Annotated in this window: 16 protein-coding genes; 7 read left to right on the top strand and 9 right to left on the bottom strand. The window is 47.6% G+C overall.

The genetic code is table 11. The features are described 5' to 3' along the window. Positions 1-26: 26 nt before the first annotated feature. Complete coding sequence (locus tag C9I99_RS14415) at positions 27-1,340, bottom strand: DUF945 family protein (RefSeq protein ID WP_107349579.1); 1,314 nt, start codon at positions 1,338-1,340, stop codon at positions 27-29. A gap of 269 nt (positions 1,341-1,609) precedes the next feature. Here C9I99_RS14415 and C9I99_RS14410 point away from each other — a divergent pair, with 269 nt between their 5' ends. The 4 genes from C9I99_RS14410 (at position 1,610) to C9I99_RS14395 (ending at position 5,939) form a co-directional block, all read left to right on the top strand. After that, complete coding sequence (locus C9I99_RS14410) at positions 1,610-3,562, top strand: ATP-binding protein (RefSeq protein ID WP_107349578.1); 1,953 nt, start codon at positions 1,610-1,612, stop codon at positions 3,560-3,562. Further along, complete coding sequence (locus C9I99_RS14405; RefSeq protein WP_107349577.1) at positions 3,559-4,065, top strand: response regulator; 507 nt, start codon at positions 3,559-3,561, stop codon at positions 4,063-4,065. Before C9I99_RS14410 ends, C9I99_RS14405 begins: the two co-directional genes overlap by 4 nt. A 132-nt stretch (positions 4,066-4,197) precedes the next feature. Continuing rightward, entirely contained in the window at positions 4,198-5,187 is a 990-nt protein-coding gene (locus tag C9I99_RS14400) for a 2-hydroxyacid dehydrogenase (RefSeq protein ID WP_107349576.1), read from the top strand. 203 nt (positions 5,188-5,390) lie between these two features. Next, complete coding sequence (locus C9I99_RS14395) at positions 5,391-5,939, top strand: hypothetical protein (RefSeq protein ID WP_107349575.1); 549 nt, start codon at positions 5,391-5,393, stop codon at positions 5,937-5,939. 83 nt (positions 5,940-6,022) lie between these two features. Here the strand turns inward: C9I99_RS14395 and dsdC are convergent, their stop codons facing one another. Continuing rightward, positions 6,023-6,925 carry a DNA-binding transcriptional regulator DsdC gene (dsdC, locus tag C9I99_RS14390; protein ID WP_107349574.1) on the bottom strand — a complete coding sequence of 301 codons (903 nt, stop codon included), beginning with the start codon at positions 6,923-6,925 and terminating at the stop codon, positions 6,023-6,025. Between the two features lie 145 nt (positions 6,926-7,070). Continuing rightward, a complete protein-coding gene (locus C9I99_RS14385; RefSeq protein ID WP_208113401.1) occupies positions 7,071-7,673 on the bottom strand; it encodes a TfoX/Sxy family DNA transformation protein in 603 nt (200 codons plus the stop codon). 277 nt (positions 7,674-7,950) lie between these two features. On the opposite strand from C9I99_RS14385, the gene C9I99_RS14380 reads away from it, so the two are divergent. The 3 genes from C9I99_RS14380 to C9I99_RS14370 all read left to right on the top strand — a co-directional run bounded on the left by C9I99_RS14380 (position 7,951) and on the right by C9I99_RS14370 (position 10,622). Then, positions 7,951-8,532, top strand: coding sequence for an LON peptidase substrate-binding domain-containing protein (locus tag C9I99_RS14380; protein WP_107349573.1), 582 nt, complete (start codon positions 7,951-7,953; stop codon positions 8,530-8,532). A gap of 98 nt (positions 8,533-8,630) precedes the next feature. Further along, positions 8,631-9,554: an HDOD domain-containing protein gene (locus tag C9I99_RS14375; protein ID WP_107349572.1), complete on the top strand. Its 924-nt coding sequence runs from the start codon at positions 8,631-8,633 to the stop codon at positions 9,552-9,554. A gap of 168 nt (positions 9,555-9,722) precedes the next feature. Further along, positions 9,723-10,622 carry a LysO family transporter gene (locus C9I99_RS14370; RefSeq protein ID WP_107349571.1) on the top strand — a complete coding sequence of 300 codons (900 nt, stop codon included), beginning with the start codon at positions 9,723-9,725 and terminating at the stop codon, positions 10,620-10,622. 411 nt (positions 10,623-11,033) lie between these two features. Here the strand turns inward: C9I99_RS14370 and ptsG are convergent, their stop codons facing one another. The 6 genes from ptsG to pabC all read right to left on the bottom strand — a co-directional run bounded on the left by ptsG (position 11,034) and on the right by pabC (position 17,174). Further along, positions 11,034-12,464, bottom strand: coding sequence for a PTS glucose transporter subunit IIBC (gene ptsG, locus C9I99_RS14365; RefSeq protein ID WP_107349570.1), 1,431 nt, complete (start codon positions 12,462-12,464; stop codon positions 11,034-11,036). Positions 12,465-12,918: 454 nt separating this feature from the next. Further along, positions 12,919-13,698 carry a TatD family hydrolase gene (locus tag C9I99_RS14360; RefSeq protein WP_107349569.1) on the bottom strand — a complete coding sequence of 260 codons (780 nt, stop codon included), beginning with the start codon at positions 13,696-13,698 and terminating at the stop codon, positions 12,919-12,921. Positions 13,699-13,749: 51 nt separating this feature from the next. Beyond that, the gene (gene holB, locus C9I99_RS14355) at positions 13,750-14,727 is read right to left on the bottom strand and encodes a DNA polymerase III subunit delta' (RefSeq protein WP_107349568.1); all 978 of its coding nucleotides are present in this window, start codon (positions 14,725-14,727) and stop codon (positions 13,750-13,752) included. A gap of 1 nt (position 14,728) precedes the next feature. Further along, complete coding sequence (gene tmk / locus C9I99_RS14350; RefSeq protein WP_107349567.1) at positions 14,729-15,358, bottom strand: dTMP kinase; 630 nt, start codon at positions 15,356-15,358, stop codon at positions 14,729-14,731. Beyond that, entirely contained in the window at positions 15,358-16,371 is a 1,014-nt protein-coding gene (gene mltG / locus C9I99_RS14345; protein WP_107349566.1) for an endolytic transglycosylase MltG, read from the bottom strand. Before mltG ends, tmk begins: the two co-directional genes overlap by 1 nt. Next, positions 16,365-17,174, bottom strand: coding sequence for an aminodeoxychorismate lyase (gene pabC, locus C9I99_RS14340; protein WP_107349565.1), 810 nt, complete (start codon positions 17,172-17,174; stop codon positions 16,365-16,367). The genes mltG and pabC overlap by 7 nt, the downstream gene beginning before the upstream one ends. Between the last annotated feature and the right edge of the window lie 6 nt (positions 17,175-17,180).

Below are 17,180 nucleotides of genomic sequence, written 5' to 3'. Positions count from 1 at the left end.
CTCGTGAGTGAGATAAGCTCGATAAATTACATGAACAGCATGAATAACATAGCAAAAGGCAGCTGATCACCATTTGAGAGGATCACCTTGTCGCCCATTATCTTCATATCTAGCAGATAATGGGTGGCATTGCGTTCCACTATCAAGCTCTGCTCCAACATATCAACACGCTCGCTCAGCAGCGGATCGGCTTCAACTAAGTCTACAGGCAAGCTAAGGTGAATATCCCCGCCGAGTTTCTCGGCAATCTGACCAATATTCTGGGAAATATTGCTGATACCCGGCTCGACAGCCATGTTCAAACGGCTAGTTACCTGCCCTTCCGGGGCCAAAACACTTAAATCACCAATAGAGAAGGTAAGCCCTTTGGCTACCAACGAGTCCAATGCTGCAGACACTTCCATTGCTTGCTGTTCAGTCAATGGCTCTTCCAAGTCATCGGTCATATCACCCAAAAGACTCAACGACGGATAATTAAGCTCAGAGAAAGCCATTTGGAAGTTGAAGTTTTGATATTCGCTGCCGTCCAACATGACCAGCTTACCCACCTGAATATGGTTTGAATTAGAAAGCTGGAGTTCCGGTTTTTCTTCTCCCGTAGGAGTGTCAGGCTGAATAAGCACATTCTCCATACCGACGGCAAGCTGCGCCACACTCAAGCTCTGGTCGGAATTTAAGTCGCTAAAGCGCACTTCATCAAGGGTCAGAGACTGTTCACCAATCCAGAACTGACCGTCGAGATAGCCTTTACCACCACCTATCAAGCCCTCAAGCACCATCTTTTCATGGGCTGTTGTGATGAGGTTCGCTGATGGAAGTTGATACTGAAATTCCCCTGCGCCTTTGGCATTCACCGTTCCTTGCATAACAAACGATGACAAAGCAACATGGGTTCCGTTAATTTCTTTCTCTTCGATAGGATTGATCTGGAACGTAAAATCAGTTTTACGCGTCATCGCAGTGTTGGTCGTAAACGTCATTGGCGCAATCCCCTCACCCCACAACGTTTTGACCATTGGCTTGAGCTCATCATCCACCAGCAACTCACTGCTTGAAGAAACGTTCATGAAGCCGTGACTAACGTGGTGCTTAATAAACCAAACGGTCGGTAAGCCTTCATCTTCAAAAAGAAATTTCAGCTCATCCTTTAGCTCAATTTTTGATACCGCCTCGGATGTTAAGTATCCGCGCGTATAGGTGTCATTGGACACGGCAAGATACGGATTTTCATACTGACCAAGCGTATCAAGGTAAATACGCTCGCCAATTTGCCCCGTGGCAAAAGGCCAGCACAGCGCCACAGCCACTGCACCGCCAACCGCACCGATTTTTCCTAGCATTATTTTTAGGTCCCAGATCTGAAGATGGAAAACTCAGTCTATCATAGCTTGCTGAACATTAAATTTATCAATATTCATTGATTTAAAGGGTCTTTTTATCAGAGCCCCAGCAAATTAGCCCACAATCACACCCTGAACAATCGGTCACAGCATTCTCACACGATTGCTAGATGGCTCTCAGTCAAGAGTGTTTGATTCTTATACACTTAAAAACAAAGTAGCTAATAATAACGACCACACAGCAGTATTTTGACGTGAAGGGTATAACGGTGAATAGTTTTGCGATTGTCTGTTTAGACGACGATCCGCTCGTCGTGGAAAAACTCAATCAGGATTTAGCGGCTTTTGCCGACCTGTTCGACATTTATAATGCCTATAGCATTAACGATGCCAATGAGGTGCTTACTGATATTGCAGCCAAAAATCAGCGAGTAGCGATGGTGATTTGTGACAACGAACTCGGCAATGACAGAGGTGTCAATTTTCTGGTTTCGCTCGACCAGTACCCAGCCAGCAAGCAGGCCCGCTCAGTGCTTCTCAACGATATGCCTCAGCTTGATGTTATCATGCAGGCGGTCAATGAAGGGCGTCTGCACTATTGCCTGACCAAACCCTGGAAGCCGCAAGAGCTCAAACAAGTACTAATAAAAGAGCTCACACATTTCGTCTTGAAGCATCCGGATGAAGACTGGCTCAAGTACAGCCAGCTGCTCGATCACCGCCGGATCCTCAATGCCCATATAGAACGACAGATGTCGCGTTTCCGCTCGGGGTTTATCCAGCATAGCCACACCCTCGACGATACCACCTTGGCCACCCAAGTCATCGATGCCCTGCACGATTTCTTTGCCAGCAACGATGAAACCCGCGCTTGCCGCAGCTATCGGGCCAACCATATCCTGACCCAGGAAGGCGAAGCCAATAACTTCCTCTGGTTCATCACCAGTGGTGAGGTCGCGCTCTATAAGAAAGATGAGCACGGGTGTCGCCATGAGGTGGTCAGGGCAGGCCCCGGCCACCTCGTCGGCGGCATGTCCTTCATCTCAGGGGAAACATCGTTTTCAACCGGCGTAACCCTGTGCGGTACCGATGTCATCAAGCTCGACAGGGAGCTGTTCAACAAAGTCATGAACTCACGAAGTGAGTTGCTCCCGCTGTTTACCAACCTGCTCATGCGCAACTTCAACCGCCGCCTGAAAGGAAGCATCCAAACTGAAATGCGGTTGCAACAAACTCTAAAATCATTAGATGAAGCCTATCACCAACTGATCGACAAAGAAAAAATGGCGATGCTCGGACAGTTAGTCGCAGGTGTGGCCCATGAACTGAACAACCCTGTTTCTGCCATCCTGCGCGGCAGCGACACCCTGAAGCAGACGATCGGTAGTATAACCAAAACCACACTCAGTCCTGAGAACCAAGATCGTGGTAATGACATCATGCAGCAGGCGATGCTATCAAGGCCACTGTCGACCTCAGAAGCGCGGCAACGTGCCAAGCAATTAACCGAGGTGCTCGGTAACAGGCAACTTGCTCGCAAGGCGGTACAGATGGGAATTGATGACAATGACCATATTCGTGACTGGCTACTCCCTCAAAAAGGCAAACTGCCAGAAGTGCTAGCTGAGTGGGAGAATTACTACCAGATGGGTAACTTCCTGCGCTCAATCAATGTCTGCGCCCAGCGGATTGCGGATCTGGTCAAGAGTCTGAAAAGCTATGCGCGGCAAGATGATGAGTCGGTACATTCGATCGACATCCATGAAGGGCTGGAAGATACCTTGGTGATCTTCGAAAACAAACTCAAACGCCACAAGCTGATTAAAGATTACAGCCCGCTTCCGCCATTGCATTGCCAACCTATCGCACTGCAGCAAGTCTGGACTAATCTGATCTCTAATGCTCTGGATGCCGTTGATGAACCAGGGCAAATACAAGTCACCACCCGGCAAGTTACCGTCGATGGGCCGACCAACCAAGCAATTGAAGTCGTGGTGGAGGACAATGGCAAAGGGATCCCACAAGAACAGCAAGACAAAATTTTCGAGCTTAATTTCACCACCAAGCGAGAAGGCAACTTCGGCCTTGGGATTGGATTGTCTGTCTGCCAGCAGATCATCCATCAACATAATGGCAGTATCAGGGTCGAATCCAAACCCGGCCTGTTTACCAGAATGATAGTTACTTTGCCTTTGGGCGAGGCACTTAAGGAGAGCCTATGAACAAATATCTAATCCTTTGCGTAGATGATGAGCGGGAAGTACTGGATAGCGTCATCAATGATCTGCGCTCGCTGGAAGAGCATTTCGTTATCGAAGCGGCAGAATCAGTCGACGAAGCAAAAGAAGTCCTCGCCGACACCATTGCCGATCATGTTCCGCTTGCGCTGATCCTGTGTGACCACATTATGCCCGGTGAAACAGGTATCGACTTCCTCATTGAGCTCAAGCACCAAGAGGAGTCTTCCAATGCCCGCAAGGTCCTGCTGACCGGACAAGCCGGCCTCGAGGAAACCGTGCAAGCGGTGAACAACGCCAGCCTGGATTACTACATCGCCAAGCCTTGGAACGGTGACCAACTCAAGCAGATCGTGATTGATCAGTTGACCACGTTTGTGATCGACAATGAATCGGACAATGCGCTGATGGCATGGATCCAGATCTTGGATGCCAATCGGATCATGGAAGCCCTAAGTCATCGCCGGCTATCGCTTTCCGACGTATAACCCTACAAACTCAATTGTCATACAAACCTTTTCGGGACAGGGCGAAAGTGTTATCTTTGTCACAAAACGACAAGATCAATTACACTACTCCAAAGCTTATGCCTAGGTAGAGTCAACCCGAAAAGGTGATCCATGAAAGTTGCAGTCTTCAGCACCAAAAAGTATGACCAAAATGCCTTCGAACTGATTAATCAGCACTATCAGCATCAGCTCGACTTCTATGATTTTCGCCTGACGCCGCAGACCGTCAAAATTGTCCAGGGCTATGATGCAGTCTGTGCGTTCGTCAACGACGATTTGAGCCGTCCGGTACTAGAGGCTCTGGCGCAAAACCAAGTCACATTGATCGCAATGCGCTGTGCCGGTTATGACAAGATCGACCTCGAAGCGGCAAAGTCACTGGGCATTCAAGTTGTTCGTGTTCCTGCCTACTCCCCGGAAGCCATTGCCGAACATACCCTCGGCCTGATGTTGAGCCTCAACCGCCGGATCCATCGCGCCTACCAGCGCACCCGCGATGCCAACTTTTCTCTAGAAGGCCTGACTGGTTTCAACTTCCATGGCAAGACCGTCGGGGTGATCGGCACGGGGAAAATCGGTATTGCAACAATCCGTATCCTCAAGGGGCTTGGTATGAATATTCTGGCCTATGACCCATACGAAAACCCGATTGCCATCGAATTGGGAGTGGAATACACCAGCTTGGAAGCGATATACCAACAAGCGGATGTCATCACTTTGCATTGCCCGATGACCGAAGAGAATTACCACATGCTCAATGCCGACGCGTTCGCCAAAATGCGTGATGGGGTGATGATCATCAACACCAGCCGCGGAGAGTTACTCAACTCAAAAGATGCCATAGAGGCACTGAAAAACAGTAAAATTGGCTCTTTAGGTATTGATGTCTACGAGAATGAAAAAGATCTGTTCTTTGAGGACAAATCTAACGATGTGATAAAAGATGATGTCTTCCGCCGCTTATCGGCTTGCCACAATGTTCTCTTCACCGGACACCAGGCCTTCCTGACCGAAGAAGCCTTGGGCAACATTGCGGATACCACGTTGAATAACATCAAGCAGTTCGAGCTAGAGCAACGTTCAGGCAATGAGCTATTTTAATGCGGCCATGGCAGGCTACGGCCTGCCTTTGATAGCCATAAAGAACGAATGAAAGTCGGCGGTCACAAAATATTACTAATTTTGTCGATTTTTACGCCTATTACCTCAATAACAAAGCTACGAACCGCCATAAACTTCTATGAACACTCGCTTTTGTCTATTAAAATAGTTCAATTATTTTTAGCCTATTGGACAAATTTGTCATGCGTAAAATTCTAATTGCTTCAGGTCTTGTCCTGGCATCAGTGACAGCAGCTCAGGCGAGTGCCCAACCGACTATGAGCAATTTCAGCTACGACTATGCTGAAGCGCGTATTGGTGTTAGCCCGCTGACTTACGGTGCTGGCTTCAGCACATCAATCCACCCAAATGCTCACGTCACGGGTACTATTGATACTGAGTTCGAAAGTGACTGGGATTCTTCTTTTGGTGTTGGTTTTCACGCTCCTGTGAATAACTGGGCAGATATCACGGGTGAATTGAAAGCGCGCTATGCTAAAAACAAAAGCTCTCTAAAAAGCTCTAGTGGTCAGTTTGGCGTAGAAGTGAACTTGGGTGTTCGCCAATGGTTGGGTCCACAGCTAGAAGTTGGCGGTACTATCGGTCACCTTAACATTGACGAGTACGAAGAAGTCATCGGCAGTGTCTACGGCCGCTTCCACGCAACAGAACTATTCTCTGTTGGCGTTACCGGTCGCTTCAACGAGCTTTACGGCGATCAAGTCATGCTGTCGACGCGATTCAAGTTCTAACCTTCTCAGGTAGAAACATGCAGATAACAAACGCCCTGCTCACGCAGGGCGTTTGTTATTGTAAGTGTTAGCGGTATACACGACTACTGCACTTCACCCAACCAATCAATAAACGCTTTTACCCGCGGTGACGTCGCCATCTCATTACGGCACACCAAGAAATAGTTTTGTGGAGAAGGTACCGGAAGCGTAAAAGGTGTCACCAAACGTCCGGATTCTAGTTGCTCGGCAATAAATGATGCCCGCCCAATAGCCACACCAATCCCCCGCTCTGCCGCCTGCAGCGCCAAGTCAGCCCGATCAAAGGTACAACCGGCCTCCGGTAGAACAACGCCATTCTGCTGCGCCCAGTATTGCCACTCATCATTTTTTCCTGCCCTTGCCCATGGTGCGGCATCATGCAGCAGCATACAGGACATTAATTTGGCGGGGTTACCGTATAAGCCGTGCTGCTCAGCATAGTCATGACTACAAACGGGTACCATGCTTTCGTCCATCAGCTTGACCACATGCAGCCCGGTGTATTTGCCGTTTCCAAAATAGATGGCACAATCAAAAGACTCCGTATGGAAGTCCACCAGCTCATTTCGGGTCCGTAAATGGAAACGGAGTGCCGGGTATTTTTCCAAGAAGCTACTAAGGCGTGGTAACAGCCAACGCTGGGCAAAGGTTGGTGGCACCGATACGTTGAGGTCACCACTGAGCTCAAGAGTACGCAAGTCTCTCAGTTCATTCGCTATATCACCAAAATTGAGTGCCAGAACTTCCTTTAATCGCTTGCCCTCATCGGTCAATGTAAGCTTTCTTGGCTGGCGGATAAACAGCTTAACGCCTAGAGACTCTTCCAGGTTTTTGATCTTATGACTGACCGCACTTTGCGTCAGGCATAATATCTCCGCCGCACGAGTAAAGCTCATCTGATCGGCTGCAATAAGAAAGCAGTGGAGCCCGGACAACACCGGTCCAGTCAAACGTGGTAGTCGCATATATCTTTAAACAACATGGAGTTATCTGGACATGATATACCTAAATGTAGTGAGATTCCTCCTCCAGAGCCTCTTATTGGTATATGGACAAAAGCCACTACTGTTTGAAGTGGCTTTTTTATCAAATCAAATTAACAGTTACCACTTATTCAACATCGCGTAATAAGCGCTGCTTCTGCTCCTCTTTCAGCAATGTCCAGTGGCAGCCATCAATAGCTCCGGCAAACATCCATAGCAGCTTTAGATCAAGATCCTTACCATGGCTCTGTCGGACTTTACGAAAAACCTCCACGGCTCCCAGCGAAACGAAACTACTAACATCTGGGACACCGGCTTTTTTCACCATCCGCTCCAACGTCAAGCGCATATTTGGTAGGTCCCTAATTCTCTTGCTTTTATCTGACATTTTATAACTTTTATCAGACGCCGAGATGGTAATTGATTCCTTGACCAGGCTCGAACAAGTCTCTGCATTTGTTTGGTAGATATGAGTAATGTCGTAATAGTTTACAACCGCAGTGGTGCTGCGTTTAATGTGCCTGAATTTTTCGCAACCGAGTAACGTAAAATGTTGGTCGAGATTACTCCCCCCCCGAAGGAATATAGCCTTATCGGTGATGATGGCGTACATCGCATTCTTGATGAAGATGCCTGTACCACCGAACATGGAACGTTTCTCAAACCCGCCAAATTCGCGTAAATAATTAAATATCTCTTCCTTGAACCCTAGCAAAATTTTATCTCCCATTAATCGTTAATGGCTTATTTTTCCTGAATCGCCGCACTATATAGCGTCATTAAATTGACTTTGACACAGCACAAAAATAATCTCCACATATGAAACAATGAACACTTAAAAGTGAGAAATCAAACATATTACGGAGCGAAAAATAAGCACATTGGGGCAAATTCGACCGTATTTTTTTATAGTGAAAGTTGAACGTACATCCCAAAATATACAGTAGACACTATCTTTATTCTTATCGTAGTCATGCACGCCTCGAGTATCCTTATTAGGCAACATCATGAATGAAATCGCCCTTTATCCATCAAGTGTCCATATACTGCCAGGTGGCAGGGCCTCATTGACTCTGATAGAAAATCGATTTATGAGAATGCTAAAGGAGGCGTTGGCTCAAGATCCTCCTTTTGCGGTGTGTATGATCAACGAATCAGAAGTCGATAACGAGCTAAAACACATTCCAGCCATTGCAACCCAATGCAACATCATCAACTTTGATCAGCTGGAATCCGGCTTATTATCTATAGTGGTAGAAGGGACTCAGAAAATACGTATCCATGATATTCACCTCGAGCATGACGGCTTGATGAAAGGGGACTGTACCCGATACCCAAACTGGGACAGTGAGCCGCTAAGGATCAAAGATAACGAACTGGTTGAAAAACTAAAATTCTTCTTTCACTCCATGCCGGAGATCGCAGCCCTATACCCATCGCCACACTGGGACGATATATCCTGGGTATGCCAACGCTGGATTGAAGTGCTTCCGCTTGAGGTGCACTACAAGCAGCTACTGATCACGCAGGATAATGCTAAGTTGACCATCCGCTTTCTGCATAAGCTTTTCAACTCGCCTGAAATTTAGCCAGATAAACATCCTGCAATGTATTTATGCCATCGCTACTATCTATCCCTTCCCAGTCCCGATAGAATAGTCGCGTCTAAACTTTTCGTAATGCAGTAATGACTCACGTATCTTTTTTTTGGCTAAGACCTGAAAACAACAAGATAATCAAGGGATTGGAGTCAGAGTTTTGCACTCTAGTTAAATCAGCCGTTCAAAAAAACCGGCTTATCCTTCCCCCTATCCCGTCTGTTCTTAGCAAGCTTCAACAGCTGTGCAATAACGATGAAACAACTGTTCGGGATGTTGCCGATCTGCTCATCGATGATCCCGGTATCACCGCTTATATTGTCAAAATATCAAACACTATGATGTTCAACCGTCGCAATGTGATTTGTCATGATATCTATAACGCAGTCAGTCGGTTAGGCATTTTTAGAGTCCGGGATATTATTACCGCGAAGGCCATCGAGGAGCTAAAGTTACGCTCTCGCTTCAGCAAGGAGTGTAACCAACTTCTCAAGCAGAGTGCCATACGCTCACGGCAACTGGCAGCCACCATGGCGTTGATCAGCCATGATCTTGCCAATCACGAAGAGTTTCCCAAGCAACTTGAGCCAGAAAAAGCATTACTGGCAGGGCTATTTGCCGATATAGGCCTATTTAGCCTGATCCATGAATACCAGTCCTACCTAGATAGCGGCAACTACCTCGATATCGATATCGCCAAATATGTCTTCCAGCACAGCTGCCAAGAAGCCAGCAAGGTTATCCTTAAGCACTGGGGCTTTGACGATGATTACCTTGAAGTTGCAACCAACCAATCTCTTTGTTACCCGGCAAGCAGCGACGATACCGGCTATCTTGATGTTGCACGCATGGCCCACCACCTTCTGATGTACAAAAGCAATGATGATGCGATTGGCGAACATCACGTAGAACTTGATCTTGCAGGTGCCGAAGTCATGTATGAACTAACAAATCTACCAGCTCAAGAATTCAACCTTCGCCTCAAGACCGTTATCACCAACAGCGGCCTGTAATTCCTCTACAACATGCTATACCAACACTAATTGGCTGAGAATGGATATTGACCCATTCTCAGCCAACCTGATAAGCTGCTGAAAAGAGTGATATTGATCACTTCTAACAACATAATAACGGGATTATGGATAATTCCGTCTGATGCTCCTCGACCAAAAAGGACCAATATGTTCTCTGGCATGCTTTATATTTTCCTGCCGCTGATTATCGGCTACTTAATCACAGTCAATAAGCCTGCAGTACTGGACTTTATCAATACCCAAACCAGCAGGTTAGTTCTGGTTATCCTAACCCTTATGGGACTCAGCTTAGCCGGCCTTGACAATATTGGACAAAATCTAAACCAGATCCTCACTTATACCCTGGTGTTCTTCTCGGTGATCAGTGCCTGCAATCTGCTCGCCCTGCCGCTACTAGACAAGCTGATGCCAACGGAAACAGAACATGGTCACCAAACATTACCCTTACGCGAAATGATTTTAGAATCAATGAAGCTCATCGTGGTGGTTGCTGGCGGATTAATTGTCGGCTTAGTCGCAGGTATTGAGTTGGGCTGGGTCGATCAAGCCAGCGAAGTGATTTTGTTGCTATTGCTATTCTTGATCGGTATCCAGCTCAGAAATAGCGGCATGACGCTGAAACAGATCCTGCTCAACAAGAAAGGGATCATTATCGCGCTAACAATTATTGCAACCTCCTTACTTGGAGGCTTGATTGCCGCGTGGCTGCTTGAGCTACCCTACAACCAAGGCTTGGCAATGGCTTCAGGCTTTGGCTGGTACTCACTGGCGGGTATCTTGATAGGTGACAACCTTGGCCCGGTCATGGGGGGCGCAGCCTTCCTCAATGAGCTACTGCGCGAACTGGTTGCCTTAAGTTTGATCCCGATGATGATCAACCGTTATCCGAGTACTGCTATTGGCTATGCCGGGGCAACCGCCATGGACTTCACCCTGCCGGTGATCCAGAACTGCGGCGGCATACGCTGTGTGCCAATCGCCATAGTAAGCGGGTTTATCCTCAGCCTATTGGTACCCATATTGATGCTGTTCTTTTTATCGTTGTAAGAGCGGCTATTGGCTATTGGCTATTGGCTATTGGCTATTGGCTATTGGCTATTGGCTATTGGCTATTGGCTATTGGCTATTGGCTATTGGCTAAAAGAGTTTAAGCAAAGCTATTTTTGCGTCAACTCATTCGGCTCCTTGATTAGCAAAATGAGGGTACCCTAATTTTAAGGTATCCTCTTTTACTCTTATCAATGCTTCATATAACACAGCCTATCCTTGCTCACCTATCTCCTAAACACTAGCCAATAACGATGTGCTTTAGGCTAAGCCCCTTCACTGCAAGCCTGTAGTTTAACGTCATCGCCGATCTCTTTACCACTAGCCCATAGCCTAGCGCCTCTCGCCAAGCTCTTAAAAACAAAAAGGGAGCCGAAGCTCCCTTTTGGATTGTTGAATCAGTAATTCGTATTAGTTGTTACGAATCCACTCATCCATGTCTGATTTCAGGTTGTCAGACTTAGTACCGAAGATAGCCTGAACACCGCCACCAGCTACAACCACACCGGCTGCGCCTAGCTTCTTCAAACGATCTTGGTCAACATTGTCAACGCTTGCTACAGCAACACGTAGACGAGTGATACATGCGTCAAGACCTGTGATGTTATCTTTACCACCGAAAGCCGTTACTAGGTCTTTCGCAAGCTCAGAACCTTCAGCAGCAGCACTATCGCCAGCTTCTTCTTCTTCACGACCAGGTGTTTTCAGGTCAAGCTTGGTGATTACAGTGCGGAATACTACGTAGTAGATTGCAGCGTAAATTAGACCAACACCAATCATTAGACCCATCTTCTGCGCGTTACCAGACAGAACTAGGAAGTCGATTAGACCGTGTGAGAAAGACGTGCCGTGTACAAAACCAAGAGTGTTTGCAACAACGTATGCAGAACCTGCTAGTAGAGCGTGGATTCCGTACAGTACTGGAGCAACGAATAGGAAAGCGAATTCGATTGGTTCAGTAATACCTGTTAGGAACGAAGTCAGTGCAGCAGAAACCATGATACCCATTACTTTTGCACGGTTTTCAGGCTTAGCACACTGAGCAATCGCGATAGCAGCCGCTGGAAGACCGAACATCTTGAACATGTAACCGCCTGCTAGCTGACCGAAGCCATTACCAGCAATACGAGATGCTTCATCAGCAACCAGGTAACAAGTTAGAACGCCGTTTTGTGTTTCGCCTGCAGCGTTAACACACGTACCCGCTTCGAAGAAGAAAGGTACGTTCCAAACGTGGTGTAGACCAAATGGGATTAGAGAACGCTCAACGATACCGTAGATACCGAATGCCACTGTTGGGTTCTGGTGAGCAGCCCAATCAGAGAATGCACCGATAGCAGCACCGATTGGTGGCCATACGATAGAAAGAATAATACCAAGACCGATAGCCGAGAAACCAGTGATGATAGGCACTGCACGCTTACCAGCAAAGAAGCCTAGATATTCTGGAAGTTGGATACGGAAGAAACGGTTAAATGCCCAAGCCGCAACACCACCGACTAGGATACCACCTAGTACACCAGTGTCGATTGACTCAACCCCCATCACACCAGCCATGACGCTTAGTGTTGCTGTCATGATGCCGTAACCAACGATTGCAGCAAGACCTGCAACACCGTCGTTGTTAGTAAAGCCTAGTGCTACACCAACAGCAAATAGAAGGGCCATTTGGCCGAAAACTGAACCACCAGCCTGTTCCATCAAGTTGGATACGATTTCTGGGATAAAGCCAAGGTTAGCTGCGCCAACGCCAAGTAGGATACCGGCAACCGGTAGTACTGATACTGGCAGCATCAGTGACTTACCGACTTTTTGCAGGTTCGCAAAAAGGTTCTTAAACATAATGTGCTCCTGAGTGAGTGTTTTATTTAGATTTTCAGTCTTTATCAGCGGCCTACCCCCGTAGCCATCTGCTGATGAGACCGTCATTTTTAATACGGGTTAAGTATAAAATGTGGTGTTAAATATAACTTGATGGTCGTCAAAATTACCAATACGTCATGAAATATAATTTCAAAACTCAATATAGATCACAGTTGAAATTTCGACTACTAAACACACTAAATAAATATAAATAACTGAAATAAAACAACAATACTCCCAAAAACAACACCTACAACAAACTGTAATTATCTTTCAGTAATGTAAGCTGTGTTACTTTACGTTACAAAGCTAATTATCAATTTTAATTAGTGTTTTTCGGGGTTATTTGCAGGTTTTGTTGATATTTTTTGAGAATAGAATAGATAAGAAACATAAAGTATAAAAAAAAGGAGCCTAGGCTCCTTTTTTATCCCTACCTTTGTTTCGCCTGCGAAAAAAGAGTAAAGAAGTTATTGGTGGTAACCCGTTCGACTTCTTCTACCGAGATACCTTTTAGCAAGCCGACATGTTCAGCAACTTCACGCACATAAGCAGGCTGATTTTGCTTACCACGGTAAGGAATGGGAGCTAGGTATGGTGAATCCGTTTCAACCAACAGGCGCTCTAGTGGCAACTGGCTAACCACATGCTTAAGCTCGGAGGCTTTGTTGAAAGTAACAATACCTGAGATAGAGATATAGAAACCCAACTCAATGGCCGCCTGAGCCATTTCTAGACTCTCAGTAAAGCAGTGCAGCACGCCACCGCACTTTTCAGCACCTTCTTCACGTAAGATCTGTAAGGTATCTTCACGCGCCATACGGGTATGAATAATAAGAGGCTTATTGAGTTCAACCGCCAAGCGCACATGTTGACGGAAAATTTCTTTTTGCTGCTCAGCAAGCTCCGGTTGATAGTGGTAGTCAAGGCCGGTCTCACCTATAGCGACGACACGCTCATGCTGGGCAAACTCTTTGAGCTTATCGAAATCGAAGCCTTCTTCAATATCCAGCGGATGGACACCGCATGATGCAAATACGTTGTCGTACGGCGCAATCATCTCCATCATGGCTGGGAAGCTTTTCAGCGTCACGCCTACCGACAGGCAGTAATCAATGCCTCGGGCTTTTGCCTTGGCCAACACATCATCAATCCCTGTATGAAGTTGCTCGTAATCCAATTTATCCAGGTGACAATGCGAATCAACTAGCACGTTTCTTTCCTCAGTATTCTATACATTAACGATACCTCTTACATTGAGGCACTATGGGTGGTTCATGAAGCCTGTCAGCCAATCTACAATCAAGAGCTCTGTATTCAGCCCCGGATGGCGTTCCAATTTCTGGTAGAGGTTGTTGGCCTGCCTAGTTTGCTCAAGCAAGATCATGGGTGTCATTACCCCGGCAGCCTGCTCAACCAAAGGCAGTGACTCACTGTGGACCAAGTGCGACGTCACGCCCTGCTGCCACTTCATGCAATCGACAAGGAAGTAGCTCAGCCATTTCAGGCTGTGGTGGCCTTCTTTGGTACATAGCCCTGCAACATCATACAAACCGAAAAAGGGCGGGCGCAAAAATTCAGCAAAGGACGCCAATAATTTTGCGTAACGGATATCTTGACCCTGCTCAATAAACTGCTGGGTCGCAATCGGTGCCGAGCCATTGAGCCTGACGGTTTCCAGCTTGATACTTTGCATCAGCTGCTTTTCCACCCAGCGTTTTGTTTCCTGCTCTTGCGGCATCGCCAAGCGCCATTTGTTACATCGACTATTGATAGTCGGCAACAAGTTATCCAGTGACGAAGCCAATAGGATAAATTGACAGCCAGACGGTGGCTCTTCCAAGGTTTTCAGCAACGCATTTGCCGCTGCCTCCCCCATGGCATCCGCACCATCAATCAAGATAATTCGCTCACCACCGAGTTGTGAGGTTTCAACAGCCCAGCGGTTACATTGTCTTACGGCATCAACCCCGATCTGCTTACCTTCTTGGGCTGGTGCAATAAGGTGAAAATCAGGGTGAGTACCCGCTTCAAACAGCTTGCAGCCATGGCAAATGCCACAAGGCTCGCCGCCCATCGCTGCTGCCCCGTTCCGGCACAATACAGTTTTGGATAGATGCCTTGCTAATGCTTCACGCCCGCTCCCATGCGGTGCGACAAGTAGAACTGCGTGATGCATCCGCCCCTGAGCCAACAACTGTTGCCAGCCTTGCCATACCTTTTGCTGCCACGGATAAAGCATGTTAAAGCTGCTCCAGCCAGTGTTTAACCGCTGCACGAATATCAGCCGTGACGGCTTCCAGCGACTGGCTGGCATCGATAATGACAACACTCGGATCAGCTTCGGACAACTCCAAGAAACGGGCACGGGCACGGTGGAAAAAATCGATGTTCATTTTTTCGATACGATCCAGCTCACCTCTACCGCGGGCGCGCTCAAGACCCAGCACTGGGTCAATGTCCATATAAAGGGTAAAATCAGGGCGGAAGTCACCCAGTACCGTATCGCGAAGGCGCTCCATAACGGTACGGTCAAACCCACGGCCACCACCTTGGTAGGCTTGGGAAGACATATCATGGCGGTCACCAACCACCCATTGACCTTGGCTCAAGGCGGGCTTAATGACATTTTCCACCAGTTGCGAGCGAGCGGCATAAAGCAGTAACAACTCAGCCATGTCAGTCAACGGTTCGTCAGGGTGACCTTCCTTAACCAAGGCACGCATTTGCTCGGCCAGCGGCGTACCACCCGGTTCGCGGGTCGAGGTAAACTCTTCGATACCCTGCTCGGCCAGTACTTGGGTCACTTGCTGAATGGCAGTACTTTTCCCTGCGCCTTCCAGCCCTTCAATTACGATAAATTTACCAGTCATTATTGTTGTCTTAGTATTCTTAAATATTCACGCACAGCACGGTTATGTTCTGTTAACGTTCTCGAGAATTTATGGCCACCTTTGCCATCAGCCACAAAGTAGTAATAGGTACTATCATCCGGATTTACGGCAGCTAGAACAGATGCCTTACTCGGCATCGCAATCGGTGTTGGCGGCAAACCGAAAATGGTATAGGTGTTGTAGGGGGTTGGCGTTTGCAGATCGCGTTTGCGGATCCGGCCTTCATATTTATCCCCCATCCCGTAGATCACGGTTGGGTCGGTCTGTAAACGCATCCCCTTATGCAGGCGATTCATAAACACCGAAGACACTAGTCCTCGCTCATCATCAACCGCGGTTTCTTTCTCGATGATCGACGCCATGATCAGCACTTCATAAGCATTCTTCAGTGGGACTTCTGTATCGCGCTCGTCCCAGGCAACACCCAACAAGCTCTGCATGTCACGGTACGCTCGGCGAAGAAGCTCAAGATCAGAGGTACCCGCCGTGTAATGGTACGTTTCTGGCAATAAAAAGCCTTCAAGCTTTTCGACATCAGCACCCAGCGCCTTAGCGATATCGGCTTCATTCATCCCTTCGGCTGCATGAGTCACATGCGGGGCCTGCTGCAGTTGAGCTAGCCAATCAACAAAACGTTCACCTTCAACCAAAGTGATGGCAAATTGGTGTTCACGGCCAGAAGCAACCAGCACCAACACGTCTTTTAGTGTCATTGCTGGGGTAATTTGATACGTACCTGACTTCAGGTTTGCCAACTGTGGTTCTAGCCTCGGGATCCAGCGCGTCCATGGTGACTCTGCCATGATGTCTTGTCTGGCCAACTGATTGAGCAATCCGCGGTATGATGTACCGGCTCTGACCGTCAATAAGACTTCTTGTTGGCTTTCCACTTGCCTATCAAGCGATGATTTCACTTGCTGATACGACCAACCCAGTCCACCGGCAGCCACCAGACCTAGCAAAATTACAGCAATCGCCAATTTCTTTAGCACGAATACAACCTCTTGTTCAGCTCACCCAGCAAGGTCCGCTGAGTGAATATTATTCCATTGATTTCATTTACTGGCACTAACGCCATGAGGGCATTAGTAATAAAGACTTCATCAGCACAAAGCAAGCTATCGAGCGGCGAATTGACAATTTCTAAACAATAATCCAGTTCGGTTACCAACTGTAATATATGCCGCCGCATCACCCCCTTTACCCCGGACAGTTTCAGGTTCGGGGTATATAATGTGTTGCCTCTTCGCCAAAAAATATTCGAGGCAATGGATTCCACCACATTGCCAGCCACATCCAGTACCACGGCATCCAACCACTGGTGCTGCTCGGCTTCCCGCTTGAGCAGCACTTGCTCAAGGCGGTTAAGATGCTTGTGTCCGGCCAACATTGGCGAATGCGACAAGCGTTGCTGGCAAACGCCCAGCGCAATACCGTCTTGCTGCCACTGCCGATAATGAGCGGGCCATGGAAACGCCGACACAATTACCTGCGTTTTATCACAGCCAGAAGCACTGTACCCTCTGCCACCACTTCCGCGGCTGATCAGCACCTTGAGCCCCCCTTTAACTGGATAATTTTCAGCAAGATCATTGACGGTTGCCACTAACTCATCCCAGTTCGGTGGGGCAATATCCAACAGCGAGAGCGTTTCCTTTAACCGTTCCAGGTGAAAAGGCCAAAGCCGGATCTCACCACTTTCTACTAGCATAGTCGTAAAACAACCATCGCCATATTGCATCGCCCTATCGGTCACCGCTATCTGACTGTCAGGTTTTCCGTTGATCAGGATCATCTTGCT

It is taken from the genome of Photobacterium lutimaris (assembly GCF_003025555.1).
GTDB lineage: Bacteria > Pseudomonadota > Gammaproteobacteria > Enterobacterales > Vibrionaceae > Photobacterium > Photobacterium lutimaris.
Note: the sequence above shows the minus strand (reverse complement) of the source record. Positions and strands in the feature narration are given on the sequence as shown.